Genomic DNA, 24918 nt, shown 5'->3' on the forward strand with positions numbered 1-24918 from the left:
CAGCTGAAATAGAAAAAGCCCTGATAGATATTGTCATCTAACAGGGCTTTTTATTATTTATAGTGCTAACCAATTGAATTTAAACGTAAGCTGTTCGATATAAAAACTGTACAGCTTAATCGCAGCTTAAGATTTTAACGTTAACCTAGCCCCCCTAATTCACCATACAGCACACATAATAAAAACAATATGGACAGTAAAGACTATTTCAAAATCGCACTTTTACTTCTGATCCCGTTGGCCATCTTAGGCTATATTTTCTGGCAAGCTGAATCTTGGCAAATGTTTATCGCTTATTTCATTATTGGTGGCATTATGCTTGGCACAACAAAACTCATGGGTATGATTTTTAGTGGCCTTGGTAAGCTATTGAATAGAATACGAAACAGGTGAGCCACAATGGGGCTCACCTGTTCCTTTATCTTCAGCTCTTAAACTCTACACGAGGCGCGATTTACGCCGTTTTATACTGACTAAGAATATGCGTTAAATTATGAGACGACTCAGTGAGGCCATGTGACACAGTCTCTGCTTCTTGCGCATGCTGCTTAATTTGCTCCGACTGCTGGCGAATATCATTAAGCTGACTGGCAATATCGACCGCGGTAGCACTTTGCTCCTCGGCAGATGTGGCAATTTGGCTGCTCATATCAAATACTCTTTGGGTAGAGTCTGACACCTGAGTAATATCCTCGCCCACTTCACGAATATTGGCGCTACCTTCTGCCGCCTGCTCAACAATAATGGTGGTCATAGCGGTTAAGCTGCTCGAATTCTTCTGTAAGCTTTCAATCATGTTTTGAATTTCAACTGTGGCCTGCTGTGTGCGACTAGCAAGGGTTCTGACTTCATCAGCCACTACCGCAAATCCTCGACCTTGCTCACCCGCCCTCGCCGCTTCAATTGCAGCGTTTAGCGCGAGCAAATTAGTCTGCTCAGAAATGGCATTAATCGTGGTCACCACATCGTTGATTTGCGCCACTTCATTGGATAACTCTTCAACCGAATGGAAGGTTTCAGAAATCTTGTCAGATAATTGATTAATGTGCTGCACAGCTTGCTGCAAATTCCCCTGACTATTAGCAATTTGCTCAGCGTTACTTTGGCTGTAGTTAGATGTATCAACCGCATGATGCGACACTTCGCCAATGGCTGCAGTCATTTGCTCCATCGCCGTAGATACAGAGTCTAAAAACGCATATTGGTTGTTAATCACGCCGCCACTGACTGTTGCCTGCTGCTCAAACTTCTCAGCGGCCTGATTTAAGGTGTTGGCATTATCACGAATTGCCGCAACCATTTCGCTCATATTATCTGCGCTGCGATCAATCTCTTTGGCGATTAAACTAAAATCATCGGTGCCAAAAAAGTTAAGCCTTACGGTTAAGTCACCATCGGCCAAACGCTTAATTGCCGCATACATGTCCCACAAACCGCCGCCGAGTGAAGTCGATGTCCAGTAGCACAGCTGAAATAGCGGCAATAACCCCACCAATGCTAGCCAAAACAACCAGCTTTTATCTTCGGTTAAGCTCGCTTCTAACTGCGCCACAGGCTGCTGCAATACCACATATTGAGCGCCAAGCGGCGCTGAAGCCGTCACAGAATCACCGCGGCGACTCGTCTGCTCTGAGCTTGCTAAATTTGCCCCTTGAGCGCGAACAAAGCTTGCTTGTTCTTGCGCACTTAAGTTTTGTTGCCTTGCAATTTTGGCAATCATTTCAGCCTGCCCCTGTACATGGGCAATCGATGCCTGCTGAGCAACTTGCTGCATTTGCTGTTGGTTAGTAATGGCAACGGCTAAGGTGATCACAGATACCAGAGCACAAATAACAAAGAATTTTCCGTTAAGGCTAAGTTTAATTAACAGGGCGTCGATTTTGCGAAACTCGATAGCTTTCATAGATTGCTATTCCTAAGCATAAAGTGAAGCGTGACAGGCGGTAGAGTAGTGACAAAGTGCCAGCAAACGCTAACTGGGATTTTAGTATAGTTATTTATCGGCCATATAAACAAAAAGCCCAGATAAAAATCTGGGCTTAGGTCTAGTTTTTGAAACTTTTAGTGATTGGTTAGCTAGTCACTATACATTAAGGTGATGGCTTAACGGTAAATCGCGATAACGTTTGCCGGTTGCAGCAAAAATCGCGTTAGTTAAGCTAGGCGCTACAGGCGGTACACCCGGCTCACCTACACCAGCAGGGTTAGCATCAGACTCAATAATATGGGTAATGATCTCAGGGCTTTGCGGCATACGTAACACAGGATAATTATGATAATTTGACTGCTCAACCTTACCGTCTTTGTAGGTGATCTCGCCCATCATTGCGAGCGACAAACCAAAGATAATCGAACCTTCGGTTTGCGAGTGTACTCTATCTGGGTTCACCACAAGGCCAGCATCAATCACGCCGATGCTCTTAATCACATTTAGCGAGTTATCGTTCACTTCAACTAATGTCGCAATGCCCACATACGCAGTGAAGCTACGGTGAATCGCGAAACCCCAGCCCTGATTTTTACCTGGCTTACCTTGCTCGTTAACGAGCTGCTCTAGCTTGTCGATAACGCCGTGGTAACGCCCCACATCCACTGGATGATCAGCTAAGGTCTCACCATAGTTGCCGTATTCAAAACCTTGATCGCTAAAGGTCTCTTGGCGAGCCTTACCTAGCATTTCACGCCACATTTGCAAACATGGCTTATTCGCTTTTACCGCTAACTCATCGACAAAGCTACCAATACCAAACCCATGTTGAATATTACATACAGAGCGCATCCAGCCAATTCGGCTATGAGCTTTAGCTTTAACCACTTCAAGCTGCATTGACTCTAGTGCTAACGGCACATCGACAAAGCCCAAGTCCAGCTCGCCGCCAGATGGCTCATCGACACCTTCAGCAAAGGTTGAGCTAATTGATGGAAAGCCTGTGCGCGCAAGTAGATTGGTAACCTTGTCATCAGCGAACTTAGCCTGATAATGCTGGGCGCTAATCGCGTGGTAGTAACCATTTTGAATATCATCTTCACGACTCCAGCTGACTTTTACTGGACGTTCAAGCTGTTTCGACAACAACGCGGCTTCAACACTAAAGTCAGGCTTTGACTTACGACCAAAGCCGCCGCCAAGCATAGTCACATTCACTTTCACTTGCTCTTTTTTAAGCCCCAACACGCCTGCGACATTGGCCTGGGTACTTTGTGGCGTTTGGGTACATGCCCACACTTCACAGCTATCTTTGGTTACATTTGCTACTGCAGCAGGCGGCTCCATCATCGCATGGGCGAGATACGGCACTGTGTAGGTTGCATTAACAACATCATCGCCTTGCCAGTTAGTCGGTGCGTTGCCATATTTGCGCACAACCTTGCCAGGCTGACCACTATTGCCCTGCACTTTTGTCACTAGCTCGGCTAGATAAGCTTTGCTGTCGTGACTATCGTTATCGGCTTTAGTCCATTTAATATTGAGTGCTTTACGCCCCTCAACGGCGCTCCAACTGTTTGAGGCAATCACAGCGACGCCGCCGAGCGCTTGAAACAGCGGCGCACCTTGAGGTACGGGCAGTTTTACAATATCTAATACGCCAGCCACTTTACGCGCGGCGATTTCATCAAATGACTCTACATCGCTGCCAAGTACAGGCGGGCGCGAAATACTGGTATACAACATGTTTGGTACTTTAATGTCGTAACCATACTCAGCACTGCCATCAATAATGGCATCAATATCAACGCTGCGTGGCGACTTACCAATAAAGTTAAATTTGTCTGCCGATTTTAGCGTAACTTCACTCGCCTCTGGCGTAGGTAGCGCGCTTGCCTTCATCGCTAGCTCACCAAAGCTTAAAGACTTATTTGAGCCTTTGTGATGAATGCGCCCCGCTTTGGCGTATACCTCACTTGGGTCGACTCGCCACTCATTAGCCGCTGCTGACTCCAGCATGGTTCGCGCAGTTGCGCCCATTTGTCTCATGGTGGTGTAGTGTTTGCGAATGCTGCGACTGCCATCGGTGTTTTGGCTGCCATAGCGCTCATCGGCAAGCCCTTGCACCACCACTACGTTGTCCCACTCGGCCTCTAGCTCATCAGCTAACACTTGCGGGATACCAGTACGAATGCCCTGGCCCATTTCTGAGCGATGACAGGTTAAGTAAACCTTGTTGTCCTCACCAATCGCCACAAATAAATTTAGGCTTGCCTGGCGGTCTTGCGCAATCGCCATCGGGCTCCACGCCATACCTGTTGCGCCAAGGGCTAAACCACCACCCGCTGCGCCAAATAGCTTTAATACGTCACGGCGGCTAATATTCTCAACTGCAGTAAATGTGCTCATAATTAGGCCTCCGCTGCATCAATAATCGCCGCTTTAATACGCGGATAAGTACCACAGCGACAAATATTGCCCGACATGGCATCGTTAATTTGTGCATCTGTTGGCTTAGGGGTAGTTTTCAGTAGCGCCGCCGCAGACATTAGCTGCCCAGCCTGACAATAACCGCACTGAGGCACATTGTGCTTCTCCCACGCTTGTTTGAGCTTTTCAGCCTCTAGCCCTTCAATGGTGGTAATGTTTTTGCCGCTCACCTGCTTAACACTGGTTAAGCAGCCACGCATTGGCTTGCCGTCTACATGAATAGTACAAGCACCGCATAAGCCAGAGCCGCAACCATATTTAGTCCCGGTAAGGCCAAGAATGTCTCTTAGCACCCACAGCACTGGCATGTTGGGTTCGGCATTAACGGTAAAGTTGCGCCCGTTAATGGTTAAGTTTTGGGTTGGGTTTTCCATTTATCTCTCCTTGCTGGCCAACCACAACTGCAAATCGGTTGGAGTATCAATATCAAATTGGGCATTGGCAATAGGTACTTCAGTTACCTTGCCGTGCAACTGAGCTTGCTTAATGATGGCTTTCGCGCCTTTATCACCCTCAAGCTGCATAAGTTTTGAAAATGCTGAATACGGGAATATTGCGGGCACGCCAAGTTGGTCGCGATAACGACTGGCACAAATCTGCCCGCTTTGTTTATAAGCATCGAATAAGCGCTGATAATCATCTGAGCGAATGGCGACCTGATCGCCAAGTGTTATCAACACGGCTTTTATCTGGTTGGCGCTCAGTTGCTTGGCTTGTTGCTTGGCTTGTTGCTTAGATTGTTGACTGGGGAGTTGCTGAGCTTGCTTGTGCTCGCAAGGTTTACTGTCATCGCTGTCGTAACCTTGGTGATCAATGCTATTGCCTTGATAAACAGCAGCTTGTAGACCCGCGATAATGGACGTTGAAATGCCCTGCTGCCAGTCTGGGTTACATACCATTTTTACCTTTGGTTCAAAACTTAGTAGTAAATCAGCAAGCTTTGCTTGGTAAGCACCTAACACCACTTTAGGTGCGTTTAAGCCGTTGTTAGAGCTAAAACAAACTAGCTCTAACAAGCTAGTTTGTAGCACGCTGCATCCGGGCTGTAAGGGCTGCGCAAGTTTACAGTCACCAAAACGGCGACTACCACCGGCGGCTAACATCACGCATGCAAGCTCATTCGCTCGTTCAGGCGCTGTGCCTGATTCAAAACCAGAGGCTAACTCAGACATTAGCTCATCACCTTATCTAAGGTGGTCATCTTGCTTTGATAGAGCACACTATGGCATTGAGACAACATACTTAACGCAATAGAGCTTGGCAGCTCGCCGCCCAAGGCAAGCCCAGCAGGCGCCGAGAACACGCCGGAAAAGTCATCCACCGTTAGCTCTGCTTTAGTTAGCACCTTATCGCGGCGATGCCCTGGACCCAACAGCGCCACATACTGCAGCGGGTACTGTGCCAAAACCCGCAGTGCATCAGCATCTAACTCAAGATTGTGATGCAACACAAACGCGCAGTTGAGCGAGCTAAGCACATCACTTGGCAGCTCATTGGCTTTATGTTTGTAAATCTTCGCGCCAGCAAAATCATAATTGCGAGCATAGGCACTGCGACTATCAAATACCGACACCCGCCAACCCAGTAACTGCGCCATTTCACACACTGGCTTGGCATCTAAACCACCGCCGAAAATACCTAAATGAATTGGCGCGCGTACGGGCACAGATAAAATTTGCTTAGGAGTATTCTCACCAGTCTCAAGGTTGAGCAGCTCGGTTTTTTCAGTAAAAGGTAAAGCTTGAGTGTTACTATGCAGCACTTCAACTTGCGCACTGAGTTCGTCACACGCAATAGGCTGAGATGGAATACTTAATTGATAGCGACAACTTTGGCCATGATTAAGCGCATCATAGAGTTTTAGCAACCCAAGGTAGTCGTTCGCCTTGGTCAGCGACACCAACATAATAGTGACAATGCCGCCGCAGCCAAGTTGATAACTTTGATCAGACTCATCGCTGGCATCATAGGTTAGCGTTAAGGTTTGCCCCGTTTGCATCACCCTTTGGGCATGACGGCGCAAATCAGCCTCTAAACAGCCACCACTGAGCATACCTAGGCTTTTGCCAAGGCCATCAAACAACATGATTGCACCTGGCTTACGATAGGATGAGCCAGACACATGCGTGATAACCGCTGCCACCCAATCTTGCTGATAGCTAGGTAACCAGGCTTCTAGAATTTCGCTAAGTTGCTGCGCCATATTCTGTCCATGAATAAATCGGTCGAAGATGCTCACAATGTGCAGATCAAAAAAGTGAGCAGGTTTAAAAAGCAAAAGAGTTGAGCAAATGTAAAGCGCTAATCATTAGCCCCTATGTAAGCCTACGGACAAATAAAACCATAAGGTTTGTAAGGCTTAACTCTACATTGTAAAGACACAAAACCTAAGCTAACAGAGCAGATTAAACATGGAAAGTAGGAAAATGTTTCAGGGTTTATCGGCGGGTTTGGGTGCAAGCAAAAACACCTGACTACTAGGTTATCAAGTCAATTCTCAACAATCGCAATGATCAGATGAATCCCTAACACGAGTGACCATGAGCAGGTTAATTTGCGCATTAATCCCATTATGTGCGCATGCGCGCTTTTACGGTATGGCGTAAATATGGATAATCTGGTATTTATAATCAATACAGTTGGTTAGCTGCATTCTCACGATTTATATAATTGGCAAAACGAGCATGCGCGTTAATCCCAATATGTGCGCATGCGCACTATATAAATGTTAACTGCATAGGAGAGATTTGTGCACTTTTTCTACATGGATGAAAGTGGCTGCACTGGAGCCAATCTTGAAGATGCCAATCAACCTATTTTTGTTCTTGGGGGTATTTCTGTTGCTGATCAAAAGTGGAATAACACCCAGACAGCCTATTCAAAGATCATAAGTAGTTATTTCGATGGCAACATTCCAGAAGACTTCGAACTTCATTCTCTTGAGTTGCTTAGCCCCAAGGGTGAGGGGCCATTTGCTGGTCACGACATAGAAAAGCGACTTCAACTTGTAAGGGATGTCTTGGGGCTGCTAGATGAGCTTGGTCATGATGCATTCTTTTGCGCAATTGAAAAAGAGGTTTTGAATGGCCGAGAGTGTGACTTCGATTTCCAGTTTGACTATAAAACCCCTTATCTATGCTCCTTTGATTATCTTGTCACATACATAAATTGGCATGTGAAGAAAAACTTAGGGCATACCGCTAGGGGGCTAATTGTTCTGGATGAAAAAGATAATCTTCATGCGGATATAGAGCGGATAGTTCATAGCCGAAGGTTTGAGGGTGCTGCAGCCCACAGGGTCAAATGGATTGTTGAGTTCAGCTACCCCGTAGACTCAAGAAAAAATCCGATGATTCAAATATCAGATTTAGTTGCACTATGTTTACGCAGGTTTCTTGAAATAGATAAAGGCTACAGAGACGAGTGGCCTGATGTTGTAAAAAAATTCTACGCCGAATGCTACAAAACCATTGATTCTCGCGTTAGGCGGAAAAAGATAGTTGAGCGCACCGGAAAGAAGTCAAAGAACTTAAATGACTTTATGGCAGAAATTCAGTGCAAGCCACGCACACGATGGAAGAATCACTATGGCGTGCAGTAAAGCAGTTAACAAGGCCAGCCAGAGGGACCAAAAAACCGCCGCTTCGCTCTGTTTTTTCGGCCCCTGCTGGCGGCGTTATATTTTTTAGATACATCACGCGATGGCAGATAGAGTATTACCAACACCAGAGAAGTTCGCATCTTGTCCATACGATGAGAAGATTCTTCCTTTCTATGAGGGGCAGTTTGATTGCGTTTATGTTCTATTACATCCATTTTTTAAACCTACCGCTATTGGTATTGAACGGTTCTGTCCAGCGGAGTGGCCAGAGAAGCACGAAATCATTAACGGCTGTGAATCAATTAGCTGGCAAGAAATCCTGAAAATGTCAGGGCTAGATAGCTTGTCTGATATCGATATAGGTTTGAGAACTAGCATTGGTGGGTTAAAAGAAGAGTTATCAAACGAACAGTTTTCAGAAAAACTAGCTGAACTAGAAGAGCAAAATATTATTCATCCACAGGAAGGTGATATAGCTCCATTACTTGAAAACCGTCTTTTAAAAACAATCAAAAATCTTGGTCATGATTGGCTTTGGGTAGGTGATGAATTCGGCATAGAAAGGAAGCTTCACTGGATTGATGACCTTGTGGAAAAAGATGAGATCCCATCCCATGGTTGTGTTTTTACTCACGATCATAGTTTGCTCGTAACAACACACTGGGATAGTCATTGCTCGTTTCTATGTTCCTCAAAAGAGAATATTGAAAAAATACTATCACTAGAACCATTTGAAGGGTTTTATTGTACTCCGCAGACGGAAGTATACTGGGGGCATATGAAATATAACAAGCGCATCTTGTCGGACTGGTTTTCCGCTTCGCTCCAAACCAGCCGCAAATGCGAGCGTTAGCTGTATAAGGATATATCGTGTACTTTGATGCACTAGTCAAACAAATAGAGCGTGAGTTTCCCAATAAAAGATTCGTAGTTAAACCTCATGACTTTTCAATTTCAGTCCCTCCAAAAGCTAAAGGTTTTGGTGCTATAGAAATTCAAGATGATTGTGATGAATTCATTATTTTTATTGGTAACTTTACTCACGTCCATTTTAGCTGTAATGACACTTCATTGAGTAAGCAACAACAAGCTGACTCAGCAGCATCCGAAGTCATCGACTTTTTAACGGATCTTTTCGCAGATAAAATTGTATTTTGGGGTTCTGCTGAAAAAGGTGGTGGCTTTTACTACCCAGAGTTTAGCTCAGCGGAAAACGAAGAAAAAAATGGGTTTGGTCAGGCGCATTATCCAGCTAACAAGCGCAACAGTTTCAGCCTAAAAATACTTTAAGCTTTTTTCTTCAACTTAGAGTTGAGTTAATGCAATAAGTGAAGCAAGTATATTCGTCGGTTTACATGCTGGTATTCGTGGATTACTTATCTTTCGATAAGCAGCGCCTACCTTACTACCAATTTACAAACATTGGGCGTCGTGACACCTGTCTTCAGTCTATGTTCGTGGTTCAATGAGAATATTGACATGGCCACCCATAATTATTGAACATCACAAAATACTAAAGCACGATTATTGAGCTCACTCTTTTGTGAATATTGAGTCAAAATCACAAGGCCGAAAAGTACGTTGATGAGATCAGAAGATACGCCCTGCTAACACCAAAAAGCTCAAGCAGTTGCTTGAGCTTTTATCTTTGTAATTCGGTTAAGGCCACGAATTAACCTAATTAAACTCGGCCTCTAGGCTCTGTTGCTCTTGGACTTTCTGTACAAAGGCAAGCACATTGTCTCGCTCAAAGTGCTGACGCAGGTTTACTGCTTGCTCTAGGTCAAAATGTGGCTCTTTTGGATGGTAGGAGATGTATTGGTTATTGATGCTTTGCATTTTAGGGATGACAAACACCAGTTGGTGATGCTTTGGTGATTGTGAGTAAAAGTGCAGGCTAAGATCGACTGAGCGTCCTACTCGCCATGGGCTATTACCTAAACGCCAAAAGGTATAACCAGTTTTGACTTTGGTGATCTCTTTATCAAGGGTGACGGCTTTAGCAATGGCTTTCTTATTCCATGATTCATACTTATAAATCGCTGACATTAGCGAGTCTGCCGCATCGCGAGACAACCTCACACCAACGACATAAATACCCTCATAGAAATAGATAGTAAACTCATCTTTTTCGGCGTTGTAATCGATACTGGCATCAGCCGCTTTTAGGCGATTGATATCTTCATCAAAATACTGTGGCTGGATATTACTCACGTAACGTTCATCAGCACAGACGCCTGAGAACGACAGTAAGAGCAATACTAAAAGCACTAAAAATCTCACAATCCCCTCCTTGATCAAAAATTTTACATTTCTACGCTAAATAAAAATGAGTAATTACTCAATCAAAAAATCATCACATTTGAAAAAAATGACACTTGCAGCCTCCTTGTACGCGAATTTTAGCCAAGCTAAATCAGCCGGTTGCTTGAACACCTGCAATCCCACACACCTAAAAAAATAGGCAACCGCTTGGTTGCCTATGTCTTACTTGTCTCACGCTTAATACTGACTTCGACCGTTAGCCCAGTAACTGATCTGCCACAAACGGGTTGTGTTGACGTTCTTCCGAGAATGTCGACATTGGGCCGTGGCCAGGAATAAATTGGGTTTCATTGCCCAATGGCCATAGTTTTTTAGTGATTGAATTAATTAAATCTTGATGATTCGACTGTGGGAAGTCGGTGCGCCCAATAGAGCTTCTAAACAGTACATCGCCTACCCAGGCAGTTTTTGATGATGCTGAGTAAAACACTACGTGACCTGGCGTGTGGCCAGGGCAATGCACCACTTGCAGCTTTTGATTGCCTAACTCAACAGTGTCGCCGTCATTCAAGTATTGGTTTGGAGTAAAAGCGCCAACTTCTGGGAAGCCAAAATTTTTACTTTGGCCTGGCAAATTCTCTAGCCAAAAGCTGTCGTCGATATGCGGCCCTACAATAGGGATATTTTGCTGCTCGGCAAGCGCTTGCGCACCACCAACATGGTCAATATGACCATGAGTAAGCAAAATTTTGACTAGCGTTAGGCCTAACTTTTCAACCTCTGTGGTAATGCGATCGATATCGCCACCAGGGTCGACGATTGCCGCTTGTAGGGTGTCTTTACACCAAATCACACTGCAATTTTGCTGAAACGGTGTTACCGGTATGATTTGATACTTCATGAAACTTCCCTCTAAATAAACGGCTTTAATGCGCTGAAAACGAGTCAGGTTTTACCTAACGCTATTTTGCAATTATTGCTGAAAAAAGCCTAGGGGTATTTGATCTTTATCTAAATAACCTCAACTCGGGATAATAAATCGGTTTCTAACGGCTATTTTTGTCTATTTCTTCGTTAAAGCTACTTGCAATAGGCTAGCTATTGACGCGCAGCTTCGCCTTGAACTAAACAAAACTATCTCGCTAGAAACATGAAATATCGTAAAGCACTTTGCTAAAGGTTTATTTGCACTTCCTTATCCCGAGCTAAGGTTACATAACCTCAACTCGGGATAATAAACCGGTTTCTAACGGCTATTTTTGTCTATCTCTTATTAATAAAGAGCGCGTTAAAGCTCCTTGCATTAGGCTAGCTATTGACGCGCAGTTGCTCGCTTTGAAGCAGGCTTTTTTGTCGTTGTTGTTTTTGATGCAGCTTTAGCATTTGAAGCACTAGATTTACTGTAGCTTTTGCGACCTTTTCTTGCTGTTTTTGCGCCCTTGCCCAAGATTTTTTAGCTGGCGCTTTAACGCCTTGTAATGCCGTAGGAATATGGGCTGCTGCTTGAGAGACAAGATGAGATACTTGATTAACCAATGGCTGCATAAAGCTGTCGTAGCGTAACTGTTTTTGGCTTATGGCATCTAGGCTTTGCTCCCACAGCGCTGTCATATCAGGCAAGGTAGCCGACTCAGGCAAGCTGTGAACTAAACCTTTGCCTACCTCGGTCGCTATAATCGCTTTGCCTGAGCGCACAACAAAGCCACGTTTAAACAGCAGCTCGATAATTCCTGCCCGAGTTGCTTCAGTGCCCAAACCATCGGTTTCTTTTAAAGTCTTTTTAATCTCTGCGTCGCTGACATAACGGCTAATGCCGGTCATTGCGCTAAGCAAGGTTGCATCAGTAAAGTGCTTAGGTGGCTGAGTCACTTTTTCTACCACTTCACCTTGATGACAAAACAGCACCTGACCTCGAGTGAGTTTAGGCAGCTTGGCCAGTTCTTCACCATCCCCACTGGCAGCATCATCCTTAGTGCCGTTTTTCACTGCACTGCTGCTTGCGGGGAATAGCTGTTTCCAACCGAGTGATTTGTCGACTTTAGCTTTGGTGGTGAATCTGCCGCCTTGAATCGCTATTTCGACTTGAGTTTCGTCATATACGTAAGCCGGATAAAACTGCGCCAAATACTGGCGAGCGATATGTTGGTAAAGGTTCGCTTCATCGCGAGTAAGCGAGGCTAAATTTGCCTTTTTCTCGGTTGGGACGATGGCGTGGTGCGCATCGACTTTTGAGTCGTTCCAGGCTTTAGAGACTAAAGATAAATCTGGACTGTCGATTCCTTGAGTGAGTTGCGGCGCATTGGCGCATATAGCCTGGGTAACAGCAGGAGCAAGTGCTAACTGCTCTTTAGGTAAGTGACGACTATCTGAGCGCGGGTACGTGATAAGTTTATGTTTTTCATACAGGCTTTGGCAGGTATCAAGCACAGCTTTGGCGCTTAAACCAAAGCGTTTAGCGGCGTCGATTTGCAGTGACGATAAACTGTAAAGCAGCGGTGGATTTTGCTTTTTGGTTTTGCATTCAAGCTTAGTGATTTTGGCTTGTTGACCGGTAATTCTGCCTGCCACGTTGTGCGCTAACCCTTTAGCAAGCACACGGCCATCTTCGTCCATGTAGGGTTCACAAGCTTTGCTAGGTTGCCACTTGGCGCTAAAGCTAGGTTCTGACTCATTTACGTCAGATAAATGCGCTAACACCTCATAGAACGGCTTAGGTTGAAAGTTTGTGATTTCTTCATCGCGGCGGACAATTAAGCCAAGTACTGGCGTTTGTACACGCCCAACTGACAACACGCCTTGATAGCCAACCTTTTTACCTTGAATGGTATAGGCGCGGGTCATGTTCATACCATATAGCCAGTCGGCACGGCTACGAGCCAATGCTGATGTTGATAGTGGAACAAACTCACGGTTACTGCGCAGTTGCCCAAGTGCCCTTTTTACCGCGCTTGGGTTTAAGTCACTCACCAATAGGCGCTGCACCTTGGCAAGCTTGTCGCCCTTAACGCCTAAATGGGAGATGACCTCATCGACCAGCAACTGCCCTTCTCTATCTGGGTCGCCAGCGTTAACCAGCTCATTGGCTTGTTTGACTAACTTACGCAGTACGGTTAATTGGCTACGGGTTTTCGGCTTAGGTTTGAGCTGCCATTTTTCAGGCACTATGGGGAGATCTTCAATACGCCAGGATTTGTATTTGTCGTCATAGGCATCTGGCTCGGCTTGCTCAAGCAAGTGACCGATACACCATGACACGCAATCGCCGTTAGCCGCGGTAATAAACCCCTCAGCTTTTTTAAGTGGCTTAGGTAGCACATCGGCAATAGCGCGACCAAGACTTGGTTTTTCGGCAATATATAGACGCATAGAAAACTGGACAAAGCACTGTATGAATTGACAGTACTTTACCCAGCGAAGCGGTAAAGCGCAATAGCAACAATCAACAACAGCTGATTTGATTAAATCTAGGTGCTTTGCGCTCACGCCGAAAAAGGCTTACAAATGCTTTAGCTTGCTAATCAACCAAACATGCCAGCAACTGAGATTCCATGCCATCGTCAATGGTACTTTTGCCGGCTGCATTAGCTTGCGAAATCAACTCAATACGGCTCTCGAAGCATTCATCAAGCTCAATTTCGGTAATACCGTCTGGCGTTAAGTTGTAGCCAAATACTCCCATGTCGGTGATAAATACGGCCTTCATACGCTCTACCACTAAATCAACTAATAAGCGCACCAATGACTGACGCGAGAACACTTTATCTGGCGCAAAACGCCAGCCGACACTGTTGTAGCCTTCGCCTTGATTGCTTGCTTTAATCACGCCGCTCTCTGGCATAGGCAGATCACACGCGAGTGGTTTAGGTTTGCCGTGATGATGGTGATGATGATGATGTGAACTGTTGGATAAGCCTTGAGTTTTACCCTCAAGCGCACTTAGCGGCAATTTACCATGCTCGGCAAAAATCACTTTCGTATCAGGGTTAGCCTGATTGACATAAGCAATGAGTTGCTCGGCTTCATCAGCGCGATACAGATCTTGCTTGTTACCAACAATCACATCAGCAATAGCGATTTGCTGATTAAACGTATCGTGCTCAGTGTATTTAGGCTCAGCTAGTTTACGGGCATCAACTAAAGTGATGGTTTGTTGCAGCGACAATACCTGGCGGTAATGCTCAGATGACAACACCTCAAGCACTTCTTTAGGGTGACCTAAGCCTGTTGGCTCAATCAATAATCTGTCTGGCTTAGCAGTGCTGAGCAGTTGATTTAACGCGATCTCCATCGGCAAACCTGCGGCGCAGCACATACAACCGCCGGGTACTTCTCGGATAAAGACTTGCTGCTCAGCATGCTGGCCTTGAAACAAGCTGCCATCTACACCGATTTCGCCAAACTCATTCACCAACACTGCCCAGCGTTCATGCTCTGGCTTGTGCTTCATTAGGCTCATAATGGTTGAGGTTTTACCCACACCAAGAGAGCCGGTAATGATGTTGGTAGGTACCTGAGAGATAGGGTTAGAGCTCATTAGCAATTCTCCGGTAACCTTCAACCAGGGTATGGTTTGCAGAAACGACAGACTCAGAAAATGCTGAATACTCTGGTGGTACTTTAGAGATGGTGTTTAAGTCAAAATCTGGGCCGATGTTAGTCATTGGCGGCACGTGGAACTGCTCTGGTAAGTCTAAGCCATCAACCACACTGTTATGGCGAATAACGCAGCCTTTACCAATTTTGGTAGAGAACACTACGGAGTTAAAACCAATGAATACATCGTCGCACACTTCACATGGGCCATGGATAATTGAACGATGGGCAATAGAGCTTCGCTCGCCAATGGTTACCGCCGCGCCGGCTTTTGAGTGAATAACCACACCGTCTTGGATATTGGTGTCGCGCTTGATAATAATTGGCTCCATGTCGCCTTGTGCGTTCACTTCATCAGCGCGGATAACCGCATAAGGGCCAACAAATACGTTTTCTTCAATGATGACTTTGCCGCAAATAATGGCGGTAGGATCAATAAACGCGGTTTCTGCAACTACAGGCATGTGCCCAGTTGGATTTTTTCTTAGCATGACAATTCTCGTTAATGTTGTTTTATTCGTTTTATTTATTCAGAAGCGCTAACCCCAATTGGTATGACAAATCACCGCTCAAACGCTAATGCCATTGCAGCATTTGGCGCTTCAATAAGCTTGTCGCCATCAAATACCTGCTGACCATTTACCCAGGTGCCTGCAATGCGTGATGTGAATTCATGGCCAGCAAATGGGGTCCAGTTGCAGTGATATAAGCAGTTTTCATCAGTCACTGGCGTGGTTTGCGCTAAATCAACTAACACTAAGTCGGCATAGTAGCCTTCGCGGATATAGCCACGACCGTCAATGGCATAACGAATCGCGACATTGTGCGCCGTTTTTTCAACGACTTGCTCTAGGGTTAAACGCTGATGCTGAACATGATCAAGCATGGTAAGCAGTGCGTGCTGAACCAAGGGTAATCCGGCTGGCGCTTGCTCATAAGGCACGTTCTTTTCTTCAAGTGTATGCGGCGCATGATCGGTGGCGACAACATCAATTTGCCCTGTGTGCAATGCTTTACGCAGCGCGTCACGGTCGCTTTGGTATTTAATTGCAGGGTTACATTTAATGCGGTTTCCTAGCTGGGCGTAATCGTCAGCGCTAAACCATAAATGGTGCACACAAGCTTCGGCAGTAATTGACTTACCCGAAACAGGGCCTGCTTCAAATAGGTCTAGTTCTTTGGCTGTGGTGATGTGCAGCACATGCAATTGACTGTTGTGTTTTTTAGCTAGGTTTACCGCATAGCTAGACGATGCATAACAAGATTCATCGTCACGCAGTTTTGGGTGATCTTCTATCGTCAGCGGTGACTGGTCTTGCTTAAGCTTTTGCTGGTTTTCGGCAATAACAGCGCCATTTTCACAGTGGGTCACAATCAATACAGGTGAATGCTCAAAAATCGCCTCAAGCGCTTGTGGATGCTCAACCAGTAAATCGCCAGTTGATGCCCCCATAAATACCTTTACGCCGCAGTGACGCTTAGGGTTAAGTTGTTTAATTTGCTCAAGGTTGTCTTCGGTAGCACCAAGATAAAACGAGTAGTTGGCAGCAGAGTTTGCAGCAGCGATGTCAAACTTGCTTTCAAGCGCATCGATGGTGGTGGTTGATGGGCTAACATTTGGCATTTCCATATAGCTAGTAATTCCGCCAGCCACCGCTGCACGAGACTCTGTGGCAATACTGCCTTTATGAGTTAGGCCTGGCTCACGAAAATGCACTTGATCATCAATCATACCCGGCAATAAATATTTGCCAGACGCATCAATGAGTGTATCGCCAGGCTTTGCGTCAATATTTGGTGCAATTTCGGCGATTTTACCTGCTTTTATATATACATCTTGCTGAGTAATGCTGCCTTCGTTAACGATACTGGCACTTTTAATCAGTGTGGAGGTGATCAATGTGGCTGTCATGGTTTGCACTCTTTATTGATGAGGTGTGTTGTAAACCTAATTGCAAACTCGAGTAGATCTTATTGAGTATTTGCCGCACTAGGTTCACAATAACGATTACCGACTAGTGAATAGCGGTTTATTACAGATTAATATAGATATGATACAACATATCATTTTAACCTCAAGCGGATCAGGATGCATAAACCGCTAAGCTGAAAATAATTGAGATAAATTAAGCGTATATAAATACTGACAGTTCACACTAATCGTTCGTGACTCACGGTGTCGATTGACATCATTTGGGCACAAACATTACTGTCGTGTATTAGCAATAACAACGATATCGCCGAATAATAAAGATTGACCTTAAAGAGAGTGCTTATGAATTTTAAAGTCCCTACACTTGTTGCTGCAATGATTTGCGCACCTACTGCATTTGCTGCTGATAAGCACGTACACGACCAAGGTGAAGTTTTTATCATCAATGAAGGCAAGCAGTGGAATGTGCAGTTTAATATTCCTGCCATTAACGCATTTGGTTTCGAGCACCGCGCTGAAGATAAACAGCAACAAGCAGCTGTGACTAAGTTTGCCAAACTGGTTCAAACCGCAAATGATGTGGTCAGCCTAAATGCTAGCTGCAAGCTCGTGTCAGCGACAGATAATGTGGAAAAACAATTTGCTTTAGCTGCACATGCTCACGATAAACATGATGACAAGCACGAGCATCATGACCACGATAAGCATGACCATGACAAACACGAGCACCATGATCACGATAAGCATGATCACGATAAGCATGACCATGACAAACACGAGCACCATGACCACGATAAGCATGATCATGACAAGCACGAGCATCATGACCACGATAAGCATGATCATGACAAACACGAGCATCATGACCACGATAAGCATGACGAACATAATCATGCCGATGCAGAGTTTAGCTATGTATTTGAGTGTGATAAGTCAGTTACGTCAGCAGAATTTAACTTGTTTAAGTCATTGCCAACATTAACTCTGCTAGAAGCGCAGTGGATTGTGGGAAGTGCCCAAGGAGCGAAACCATTAACTCCTCAGGCAAGTTCGATTAGCTTTAAATAGCGTTAACGCGGATAACCTTGATCAGGCTATAGGGACGACCATCGCGCATCCCTGTAGCCAGCATTTCAATATTGTGCGCACCTTTAGCCTCAGCGAGAAATGATAAAATCAATTCGCCCTCAGCGCCTTCAAGCGACACTGTAGGCTCTGACTCAATCACCAATTGAGCACCTGATTTAATCTCTAACGCCATGTCTTTATAAAAACGCGGCACACGGTATTGAATTGGGATTTCGCCATGCTCACCGGCAGACACAGTGACAACATCTTCGTGCTTTAGCTTGAACCTTGGTACAGGTCTAAAGTTGCCAGGGCCTGGACCATGCTGCGCACCAATTGCACCAAACATTGGGCCTGAATGATACTGGCAAGCTTGAGCTTGCTGCACTCCTTGCGCACTAAAAAGCCCAAGGGCAACGCCTACAGCCAGCAGTGATTTTACAGTTTTCATTGTTGGACCTCCGGTTCCACATAAGGAACGATAGTATCAACATCAAGTTGATATGCTGCACTTCCTATGTCTCTTTCCGTCATGGCGATAGCCATTGTGCCTTCAAACCAATATGGCGAGTAAGTTGACGCCATAATGTCGATGCCCTCTTCTACTTTCGAGTAAAGCATTTGGTTTGGCGGTGGCGGCGGCATGTGCAGACAAGCGCCATAATATGGCACGATAAAGAACTCGGTTAGCTTATCTTGCTCGTTGTACACTAAAGGTACAATAAAGCCGGGAATTTTGATATCTGCATTATTGAAAGAATCAACTACACGGGCAGATGTCAGGGCTTGGTAATAGCGACCTATCTCACCACCATTTTTAGCAAGCTCTTGTAATGAATCAATATTATCATTGCTTGCGCCATCTTCAATGTTATAGATTTCTTCGGGCGGGTTTAAGATGATTTCTAGCTCATCTGCAGGCATTAACGCATCCCACACCAACTCTTGATAGTTTTTGTCAACGACGACCGGCTTCTCAGCAGGCTTATCGTAGTAAAAATAGCCCCCTGCAGCAGCTGCCGCTAATACGACTAAAGCGATTATTATATTCTTCATTGTTCGCCACAAACTTTAACCAATTAGGGCGGACAATATAACATAACTCCTATTAAATGGTATGATGCTGCAAACTCTCATTACAATTTGACGAGGCTGATTTTTTGTCTTCCCTAGCCATTAATATTCAAGACCTTAGTTATCGTTACAAACAAGCTAACAGCCCCCAATTTCATATTCCTCAGTGGCAAGTTCCCCAGGGCCAAAGCGTGTTTTTACATGGTGACTCTGGCACAGGAAAATCAACCCTGCTTAATTTACTTTCAGGCGTGTTAACCCCGCAGAGCGGCAGTATTGAAATCATGGGCCAAGCGCTCACCACGATGAAAGCGAGCCAGCGCGATAAGTTTAGAGCTAACCATATTGGTGTGGTATTCCAAACCTTTAACCTCATTCCTTACCTTACCGTGTTAGAAAACATTAAACTCGCCCACTATTTTGCTGATAACAAAGGCGACATTAGCGCTAAAGCAAGCGAGCTGGTCGAAGCGCTAAAACTGCCTGCAGGCGTATTAACTACGCCCGTAAGTCAGTTAAGTATTGGTCAGCAGCAACGTGTTGCCATTGTGCGAGCTCTGATTAATTCACCTGATGTGCTGCTTGTGGATGAGCCAACGTCAGCGCTTGATGCTTCTGCAAGAGATGCATTTTTAACCTTGCTGGTTGAGATGACTAAAAGCAGCAATACCTGCTTGATATTTGTCAGCCACGACAGTGCGCTGCAAGACTACTTTGATGTAAAGACGGATATTAAGTCGTTGATCAGCAAGGAGGTAAATGCCTAATGTTACTTACCTTAGCGAGAAAAAGTCTGCTTAGCAGAAAGAAAACCGTATTGCTGACCTTCCTGTCTCTGACCATCAGCTTAATGGTACTCCTCAGCGTTGAACACTTGCGTACTCAGGCTAAAACCAGCTTTACCCGCACCATTTCAGGCACAGACTTAATTGTGGGCGCACCAAGTGGGCAGTTAAACCTGTTGCTGTATTCGGTGTTTAGGCTTGGCAGTCCCACCAACAATATTAAATATGACAGCTATCAAAAACTCGTTGATAACGAGCAAGTGAAATGGGCCATTCCTATCTCATTAGGCGACTCGCACAAGGGCTTTCGAGTTCTTGGCACCAACGATAGCTACTTTGAGCACTTCGCCTATGGCGATAAACGTAAGTTAACTTTCTCTCAAGGTGAGCGCTTTAATGGTTTATTTGAAACTGTTGTAGGCGCTGATGTCGCAGAAAAGCTTAACTACAAGGTGGGTGACAGAATTGTAGTCGCCCATGGTATTGGTAGCACCAGCTTTACCAAGCATGACCAATCGCCATTTGTAATTAGCGGCGTGCTCGATAAAACTGGCACACCAGTGGATAAAACCGTGCATGTTAGCCTGCCAGCAATTGAAGCGATTCACTTGCCACCATCAAGGCTCGCGCAAGTGATTGCCAACCCACAGGATGCCAAACTGCCTACAGAGAGTATTACTGCGGTGCTTGTGGGGTTAAACAGCAAATTTGCCACCTTTACCATGCAGCGCGAGCTTAACAATGACAAAAGCGATCGCTTAATGGCAATTCTGCCGGGCGTGGCAATGACTGAGCTTTGGCAATTGGTTGGCTCAGTTGAAAACCTACTACGAGTAATCGCGGGTTTGGTGATGTTAACCACCCTATTTGGTTTATCTAGCATGCTGCTGGCATCAATGAATGAGCGTCAGGCAGAAATTGCGGTATTTAGGGTATTAGGCGCAGGCCCATGGAAAATCATGCTACTGATATTCTTAGAGGCAATGCTACTCACTTTAAGCGCGATTGCCACTAGCTACGCCTTATTGACCTTTGCATTGACTGCCCTGAAAGACTTCTTTGCTACCGAGTATGGGCTGTTTATTACCAGTAACCTACTCAGCCCAAGCCTTGTTAGCTTAATGATCATGGTATTAGTAGCAAGCTGTGTTACCGCAATTTTCCCAGCAATTGAGGCCTATAAAGCGGCATTGCACAATCGACTAGGTAAGAAGTAGATTAGGTAAGAAGTAGATTAGGTAAGAAGTAGATTAGGTAAGAAATAGATTAGTTAGTACTTGAGCCTAATTAGAATTAACGTCAGAGCCCGCTATTTTTATGAAAATAGCGGGCTCTTTTTTGTAAGTAGCTTTTGTCAGTAGCGTGCGGCAGTCATTTTCGCTAAACACCGATTCATCAATCAATGAGCTATAAACTAGTTCCCTGTATACAAGAGCGCTAGAAACAAGTGCTCTATAAACCACTTTATCAGCGGGCATTTTATAACGGGCCAAGTTCAACTTGCCATGGTGGGCTTAGTCGATTATCTCCCGCCCAGTACAGCTTAACCTTGTTACCGCTTGGGTCGATAACCACCGCCTCTTTCCACAAGTAGCTTTGCTCGGTTGGCATCTGCGCGATTTCAATTCCCTTGGAAATTAAGCTCGCTACCCAATCATCCAGCTGCTCGTGCTCAAAATAAATGACACTTGGGTTTTCAATACGCTCTGAGGTGAGTGCTAATGAAAACGTTGATTCACCTTGTGGGCAGCGAAAGCGAGCATAGTGGGCGGTATCAACAATTTGCGTCATACCTAGTTTGCGATAAAACACACAAGCAGCCGCCATATCCGTCACTGGAATCGTCACCTGATTTAGATTCATAAACACATCCTTATTTATTAGCCGCTTATTAGTGGACTTTGACTTTGTATTAAAACGGACACTATAGCCAGATGTAAAGAATCCACCTTCTGAAGAAGGTGGCTATATGTTAGCTGCCTAGAAGGCAGCATAGCTTAACCAACTAAAGTTAAAGCATATAGTTGCGATGGCATTTAAAGCCTTTGAAAACATGGATGTTTTCACAGAGCCCACACGGATGTGTTCACGGCGTGCTTTAAATGTCATCACAACGTAAGCTGATTGAATGATAACCATCCATTGAAGCAAATGCTTTAGGCCAGATACAAAAAAACCAGCGTGCGCTGGTTTTTTATCGATTAACAAGCATCAATGCTTATGGATGGCAAACGTTATGCAGCTCTAGGTTAGTCCCTATGTCTTTCATGCGGTTTGCTTTAGCATCGTCATTACGTAGTTGGTTGATGTGATCAAGATAAGCTTGGTCAACGTCACCTGTGATGTAGTTGCCGTCAAACACTGAAGTTTCAAAGCGCTTGATTTCAGGGTTTTCCATCGCTACTGCATCAACTAAATCTGAGATGTTTTGGAAGATGATACCGTCTGCACCAATGATGTTCGCAATTTCGTCAGCATCGCGGCCGTGAGCAATTAGCTCGTTCGATGTTGGCATATCGATACCATACACGTTCGGGAAGCGAATTTCTGGCGCAGCAGAGGCAAAGTACACTTTCTTAGCTCCGGCTTCACGAGCCATCTCAATGATCTGCTCTGACGTGGTACCACGTACGATTGAGTCATCTACTAGCAGTACGTTCTTGCCTTTAAATTCAGCGTTAATCGCATTTAGCTTGCGGCGCACTGACTTCTTACGCTCTTGCTGACCAGGCATGATGAAGGTACGACCGATGTAACGGTTCTTCACAAAACCTTGGCGGTAAGGTAAGTCCATGTGACGAGCAATTTCTAATGCGATATCACATGAAGTTTCTGGAATTGGGATAACCACGTCGATATCTAAATCGTCCCACTCAGCTTTGATTTTCTCGCCAAGCTTAGTACCCATGTTCACGCGGCTGCCGTAAACAGAAGCTTTGTCGATAGTTGAGTCAGGGCGCGCGAAGTATACGAATTCAAAGATACATGGCGCGTAGCTTGGATTCTCAGCACATTGGCGCGTGAATAGCTGACCATCTAAAGTAATGTAAACCGCTTCACCAGGGGCAACATCACGCATTACTTCAAAGCCAACCGCATCAAGTGCCACACTTTCTGATGCAACCATGTACTCAGTGCCAGTTTCGGTTTCATGTTTACCTAAAACCAGTGGACGAATACCGTAAGGGTCACGGAAAGCAACCAGACCTTGACCGATGATCATTGACGCAACGGCGTATGCACCACTCGTTTGCTTATGCACAGCTGCAACAGCATCAAATACTTCGTCTGCCTCAAGCGTTAAGCTTGTGGTTTTCTGCAACTCATCTGCTAGTAGGTTAAGCAGAATTTCAGAGTCTGATGTGGTGTTAACGTGACGACGTTTTTCAACCAGACTTTGAGTTAGCTCAACTGTGTTAGTTAGGTTACCGTTGTGAGCTAATGAGATACCAAACGGTGAGTTAACGTAAAACGGCTGCGCTTCCGATGCACTTGAACTACCCGCAGTTGGGTAGCGAACATGGCCAATACCTGAATGACCTTGTAAGCGTTGCATGTGCTTAGCTTCAAATACATCTTTCACTAAGCCATTAGCTTTACGTAGGCGAAATGCATTGCCATCAATGGTGACAATACCCGCGGCGTCTTGGCCGCGATGTTGGAGCACAGTCAGCGCATCATAAATGGTTTGATTAACTGACGATTTGCCTACTATTCCGACGATACCACACATGGGTAAGGTTCCTCATTAGAAGTGTTTTTTAAAATTATTGCTTGGGTACAAAGCTTGATGTGTTTTCCATATAGTCAAAGAACCACTGAATCACCACACCAAATTCGGGCACAAGTACTGAGTCAGCCCACCAATCTTGTTGGTTGAGCTGAGTAAATGCGTCCATGAAAAATAGGATTGCGCTGACAATAAGCGCGCCGCGAATAGCACCAAAACACAGGCCTAATACGCGGTCGGTTCCTGATAAACCGGTTTTAGAAACAAGCTGACCTAATAAGTAATTAACGAGTGCACCTAGGATTAAGGTCGCCACAAACAAAATGGCAATTGCCACACCGTTTTTGATGTATTCATCACTAATTTGAGTAAGGTGGCCAGCTAGCTGGGGATAAAATTGGCTTGCGATAAAAAAGGCGGCAAACCAGACAACAAGCGACATCGCTTCTTTGGCAAAACCACGGACCAAGCTGATCAAGGTCGACATGCCAATAACAATTAGAATTGCGTAATCAATCCACACCATGGAGATAAGGATCCGGTATCAGGGTTAAGACGGGCGCGATTCTAGCAAAGTAAACCAAGTTTCTCACCTTTAGTTGTACGAATTATTCATGCGAAAATGAGAACAATGATTTTGAGTTCAACTCAAATAAAAACCTGTACAAGCGCGCGGTTAAAGTTACGCCCAATATCGACTGATATTGGGCGACTTGGTTGTTTAGTTTGTTGGGCTAAACGGCACAATTTTGCCTTCTAATCCCGTGAGCTTGCGAATAGGATCGCGCGCCTTTTCAAGCTTGGCTTTATTGGTTTCAGGCCCAACAAATACACGGGTTAACTTGCCATCTACTGGTTTAGCAGGAACCGTATATGCGGTGTAGCCAGACAGCCTAAGCTGCGCAATCAATGCTGACACATTCTTGGCATTATTAAAGCCGCCAAGTTGTAAGGTGTAACCCGCACTCACAGGTTTTATCTCACCAGCAACAGGCTTAATTTGCCCTGCGACAGGTTTAGGTTTTGCAGCAACTTGTTTTTCAGCTTTTGGCTGGGCTTTTTCTTGAGAGCTTGATTGTTGTTTGGACTCTGTACTCGGCTTACTTTTTGACTCATTGCTAGAGCCAGCAGCTTTTGAAGTGTTAGCTTCAGGTGTTGTCGCCGCTATGGGTTGGTCAGCGCTTTGGTCTGCTGACTGCGCATCAAGCTCACCTAAGTCTTGCCCTTGTGGAATGTCGATAACCTGAAAGTCATCATCGCTATAATGCGGCTCGTTAACATTACCTTGATTCATTGGGCGCAGCGGAATTTCAGTAAACTCTTCAACAACTTGGGCTTTTTTGCCATCTAATAAATCAGGTAAGAAAATCACCCCAAGCGCCACCAATACTATGGTGCCGACAAGGCGGTTTTGAAATTGACGATCCACAATAAAATCCTATTAATTCGTTG

General features: G+C 45.1%; 23 protein-coding genes. 6 read left to right on the forward strand and 17 right to left on the reverse strand.

Annotated features, from left to right (window positions below; genetic code table 11):
- Positions 1–454: 454 nt before the first annotated feature.
- The 5 genes from EXU30_RS02505 to EXU30_RS02525 all read right to left on the reverse strand — a co-directional run bounded on the left by EXU30_RS02505 (position 455) and on the right by EXU30_RS02525 (position 6620).
- Complete coding sequence (locus tag EXU30_RS02505; RefSeq protein ID WP_130597662.1) at positions 455–1903, reverse strand: methyl-accepting chemotaxis protein; 1449 nt, start codon at positions 1901–1903, stop codon at positions 455–457.
- A gap of 180 nt (positions 1904–2083) precedes the next feature.
- Positions 2084–4336, reverse strand: coding sequence for a xanthine dehydrogenase family protein molybdopterin-binding subunit (locus tag EXU30_RS02510; protein WP_130597663.1), 2253 nt, complete (start codon positions 4334–4336; stop codon positions 2084–2086).
- A 2-nt stretch (positions 4337–4338) separates the two neighbouring features.
- Positions 4339–4791: a (2Fe-2S)-binding protein gene (locus tag EXU30_RS02515; RefSeq protein ID WP_130597664.1), complete on the reverse strand. Its 453-nt coding sequence runs from the start codon at positions 4789–4791 to the stop codon at positions 4339–4341.
- A complete protein-coding gene (locus EXU30_RS02520) occupies positions 4792–5589 on the reverse strand; it encodes a nucleotidyltransferase family protein (RefSeq protein ID WP_130597665.1) in 798 nt (265 codons plus the stop codon).
- Complete coding sequence (locus tag EXU30_RS02525; RefSeq protein WP_130597666.1) at positions 5589–6620, reverse strand: XdhC family protein; 1032 nt, start codon at positions 6618–6620, stop codon at positions 5589–5591. The genes EXU30_RS02520 and EXU30_RS02525 overlap by 1 nt, the downstream gene beginning before the upstream one ends.
- Before the next feature lie 546 nt (positions 6621–7166).
- Between EXU30_RS02525 and EXU30_RS02530 the strand changes: the two genes are divergently transcribed.
- The 3 genes from EXU30_RS02530 to EXU30_RS02540 all read left to right on the forward strand — a co-directional run bounded on the left by EXU30_RS02530 (position 7167) and on the right by EXU30_RS02540 (position 9308).
- A complete protein-coding gene (locus EXU30_RS02530; RefSeq protein WP_207234094.1) occupies positions 7167–8018 on the forward strand; it encodes a DUF3800 domain-containing protein in 852 nt (283 codons plus the stop codon).
- 100 nt (positions 8019–8118) lie between these two features.
- Complete coding sequence (locus EXU30_RS02535; RefSeq protein ID WP_130597667.1) at positions 8119–8871, forward strand: DUF2711 family protein; 753 nt, start codon at positions 8119–8121, stop codon at positions 8869–8871.
- 17 nt (positions 8872–8888) lie between these two features.
- Positions 8889–9308 (forward strand): hypothetical protein, encoded by a 420-nt coding sequence (locus tag EXU30_RS02540; protein ID WP_130597668.1) that lies wholly within the window; start codon positions 8889–8891, stop codon positions 9306–9308.
- A 387-nt stretch (positions 9309–9695) separates the two neighbouring features.
- Here the strand turns inward: EXU30_RS02540 and EXU30_RS02545 are convergent, their stop codons facing one another.
- The 6 genes from EXU30_RS02545 to EXU30_RS02570 all read right to left on the reverse strand — a co-directional run bounded on the left by EXU30_RS02545 (position 9696) and on the right by EXU30_RS02570 (position 16773).
- A complete protein-coding gene (locus EXU30_RS02545; RefSeq protein ID WP_130597669.1) occupies positions 9696–10301 on the reverse strand; it encodes a hypothetical protein in 606 nt (201 codons plus the stop codon).
- Positions 10302–10539: 238 nt separating this feature from the next.
- Positions 10540–11184, reverse strand: a complete 645-nt coding sequence (locus EXU30_RS02550) for an MBL fold metallo-hydrolase (protein ID WP_130597670.1) — start codon at positions 11182–11184, stop codon at positions 10540–10542.
- Positions 11185–11591: 407 nt separating this feature from the next.
- The gene (locus EXU30_RS02555; protein WP_165398950.1) at positions 11592–13649 is read right to left on the reverse strand and encodes a DNA topoisomerase III; all 2058 of its coding nucleotides are present in this window, start codon (positions 13647–13649) and stop codon (positions 11592–11594) included.
- Positions 13650–13797: 148 nt separating this feature from the next.
- The gene (locus EXU30_RS02560) at positions 13798–14817 is read right to left on the reverse strand and encodes a CobW family GTP-binding protein (protein ID WP_130597671.1); all 1020 of its coding nucleotides are present in this window, start codon (positions 14815–14817) and stop codon (positions 13798–13800) included.
- Positions 14807–15367 carry a DapH/DapD/GlmU-related protein gene (locus EXU30_RS02565; protein WP_130597672.1) on the reverse strand — a complete coding sequence of 187 codons (561 nt, stop codon included), beginning with the start codon at positions 15365–15367 and terminating at the stop codon, positions 14807–14809. Before EXU30_RS02565 ends, EXU30_RS02560 begins: the two co-directional genes overlap by 11 nt.
- A 71-nt stretch (positions 15368–15438) precedes the next feature.
- Positions 15439–16773, reverse strand: coding sequence for a dihydroorotase (locus EXU30_RS02570; RefSeq protein ID WP_130603193.1), 1335 nt, complete (start codon positions 16771–16773; stop codon positions 15439–15441).
- 378 nt (positions 16774–17151) lie between these two features.
- Between EXU30_RS02570 and EXU30_RS02575 the strand changes: the two genes are divergently transcribed.
- Complete coding sequence (locus EXU30_RS02575) at positions 17152–17877, forward strand: ZrgA family zinc uptake protein (protein ID WP_130597673.1); 726 nt, start codon at positions 17152–17154, stop codon at positions 17875–17877.
- Here the strand turns inward: EXU30_RS02575 and EXU30_RS02580 are convergent.
- Both EXU30_RS02580 and EXU30_RS02585 read right to left on the reverse strand, forming a co-directional pair.
- A complete protein-coding gene (locus EXU30_RS02580; RefSeq protein ID WP_130597674.1) occupies positions 17870–18328 on the reverse strand; it encodes a hypothetical protein in 459 nt (152 codons plus the stop codon). The genes EXU30_RS02575 and EXU30_RS02580 overlap by 8 nt on opposite strands.
- A complete protein-coding gene (locus tag EXU30_RS02585; RefSeq protein WP_130597675.1) occupies positions 18325–18933 on the reverse strand; it encodes a DUF3299 domain-containing protein in 609 nt (202 codons plus the stop codon). Before EXU30_RS02585 ends, EXU30_RS02580 begins: the two co-directional genes overlap by 4 nt.
- A gap of 104 nt (positions 18934–19037) precedes the next feature.
- Between EXU30_RS02585 and EXU30_RS02590 the strand changes: the two genes are divergently transcribed.
- Both EXU30_RS02590 and EXU30_RS02595 read left to right on the forward strand, forming a co-directional pair.
- Positions 19038–19718: an ABC transporter ATP-binding protein gene (locus EXU30_RS02590; protein WP_130597676.1), complete on the forward strand. Its 681-nt coding sequence runs from the start codon at positions 19038–19040 to the stop codon at positions 19716–19718.
- Entirely contained in the window at positions 19718–20953 is a 1236-nt protein-coding gene (locus EXU30_RS02595) for an ABC transporter permease (protein WP_130597677.1), read from the forward strand. Before EXU30_RS02590 ends, EXU30_RS02595 begins: the two co-directional genes overlap by 1 nt.
- A 262-nt stretch (positions 20954–21215) precedes the next feature.
- On the opposite strand, the gene EXU30_RS02600 is transcribed toward EXU30_RS02595, so the two are convergent.
- The 4 genes from EXU30_RS02600 to dedD all read right to left on the reverse strand — a co-directional run bounded on the left by EXU30_RS02600 (position 21216) and on the right by dedD (position 24895).
- A complete protein-coding gene (locus tag EXU30_RS02600; RefSeq protein WP_130597678.1) occupies positions 21216–21599 on the reverse strand; it encodes a VOC family protein in 384 nt (127 codons plus the stop codon).
- Between the two features lie 355 nt (positions 21600–21954).
- Complete coding sequence (gene purF, locus EXU30_RS02605) at positions 21955–23469, reverse strand: amidophosphoribosyltransferase (RefSeq protein WP_130597679.1); 1515 nt, start codon at positions 23467–23469, stop codon at positions 21955–21957.
- 34 nt (positions 23470–23503) lie between these two features.
- Positions 23504–23992 carry a CvpA family protein gene (locus tag EXU30_RS02610; protein ID WP_130597680.1) on the reverse strand — a complete coding sequence of 163 codons (489 nt, stop codon included), beginning with the start codon at positions 23990–23992 and terminating at the stop codon, positions 23504–23506.
- Between the two features lie 195 nt (positions 23993–24187).
- Positions 24188–24895 (reverse strand): cell division protein DedD, encoded by a 708-nt coding sequence (dedD, locus tag EXU30_RS02615; RefSeq protein ID WP_130597681.1) that lies wholly within the window; start codon positions 24893–24895, stop codon positions 24188–24190.
- Positions 24896–24918 lie beyond the last annotated feature (23 nt).

The sequence above is a fragment of the Shewanella maritima genome (genome assembly GCF_004295345.1).
Taxonomy (GTDB): Bacteria; Pseudomonadota; Gammaproteobacteria; order Enterobacterales; family Shewanellaceae; genus Shewanella; species Shewanella maritima.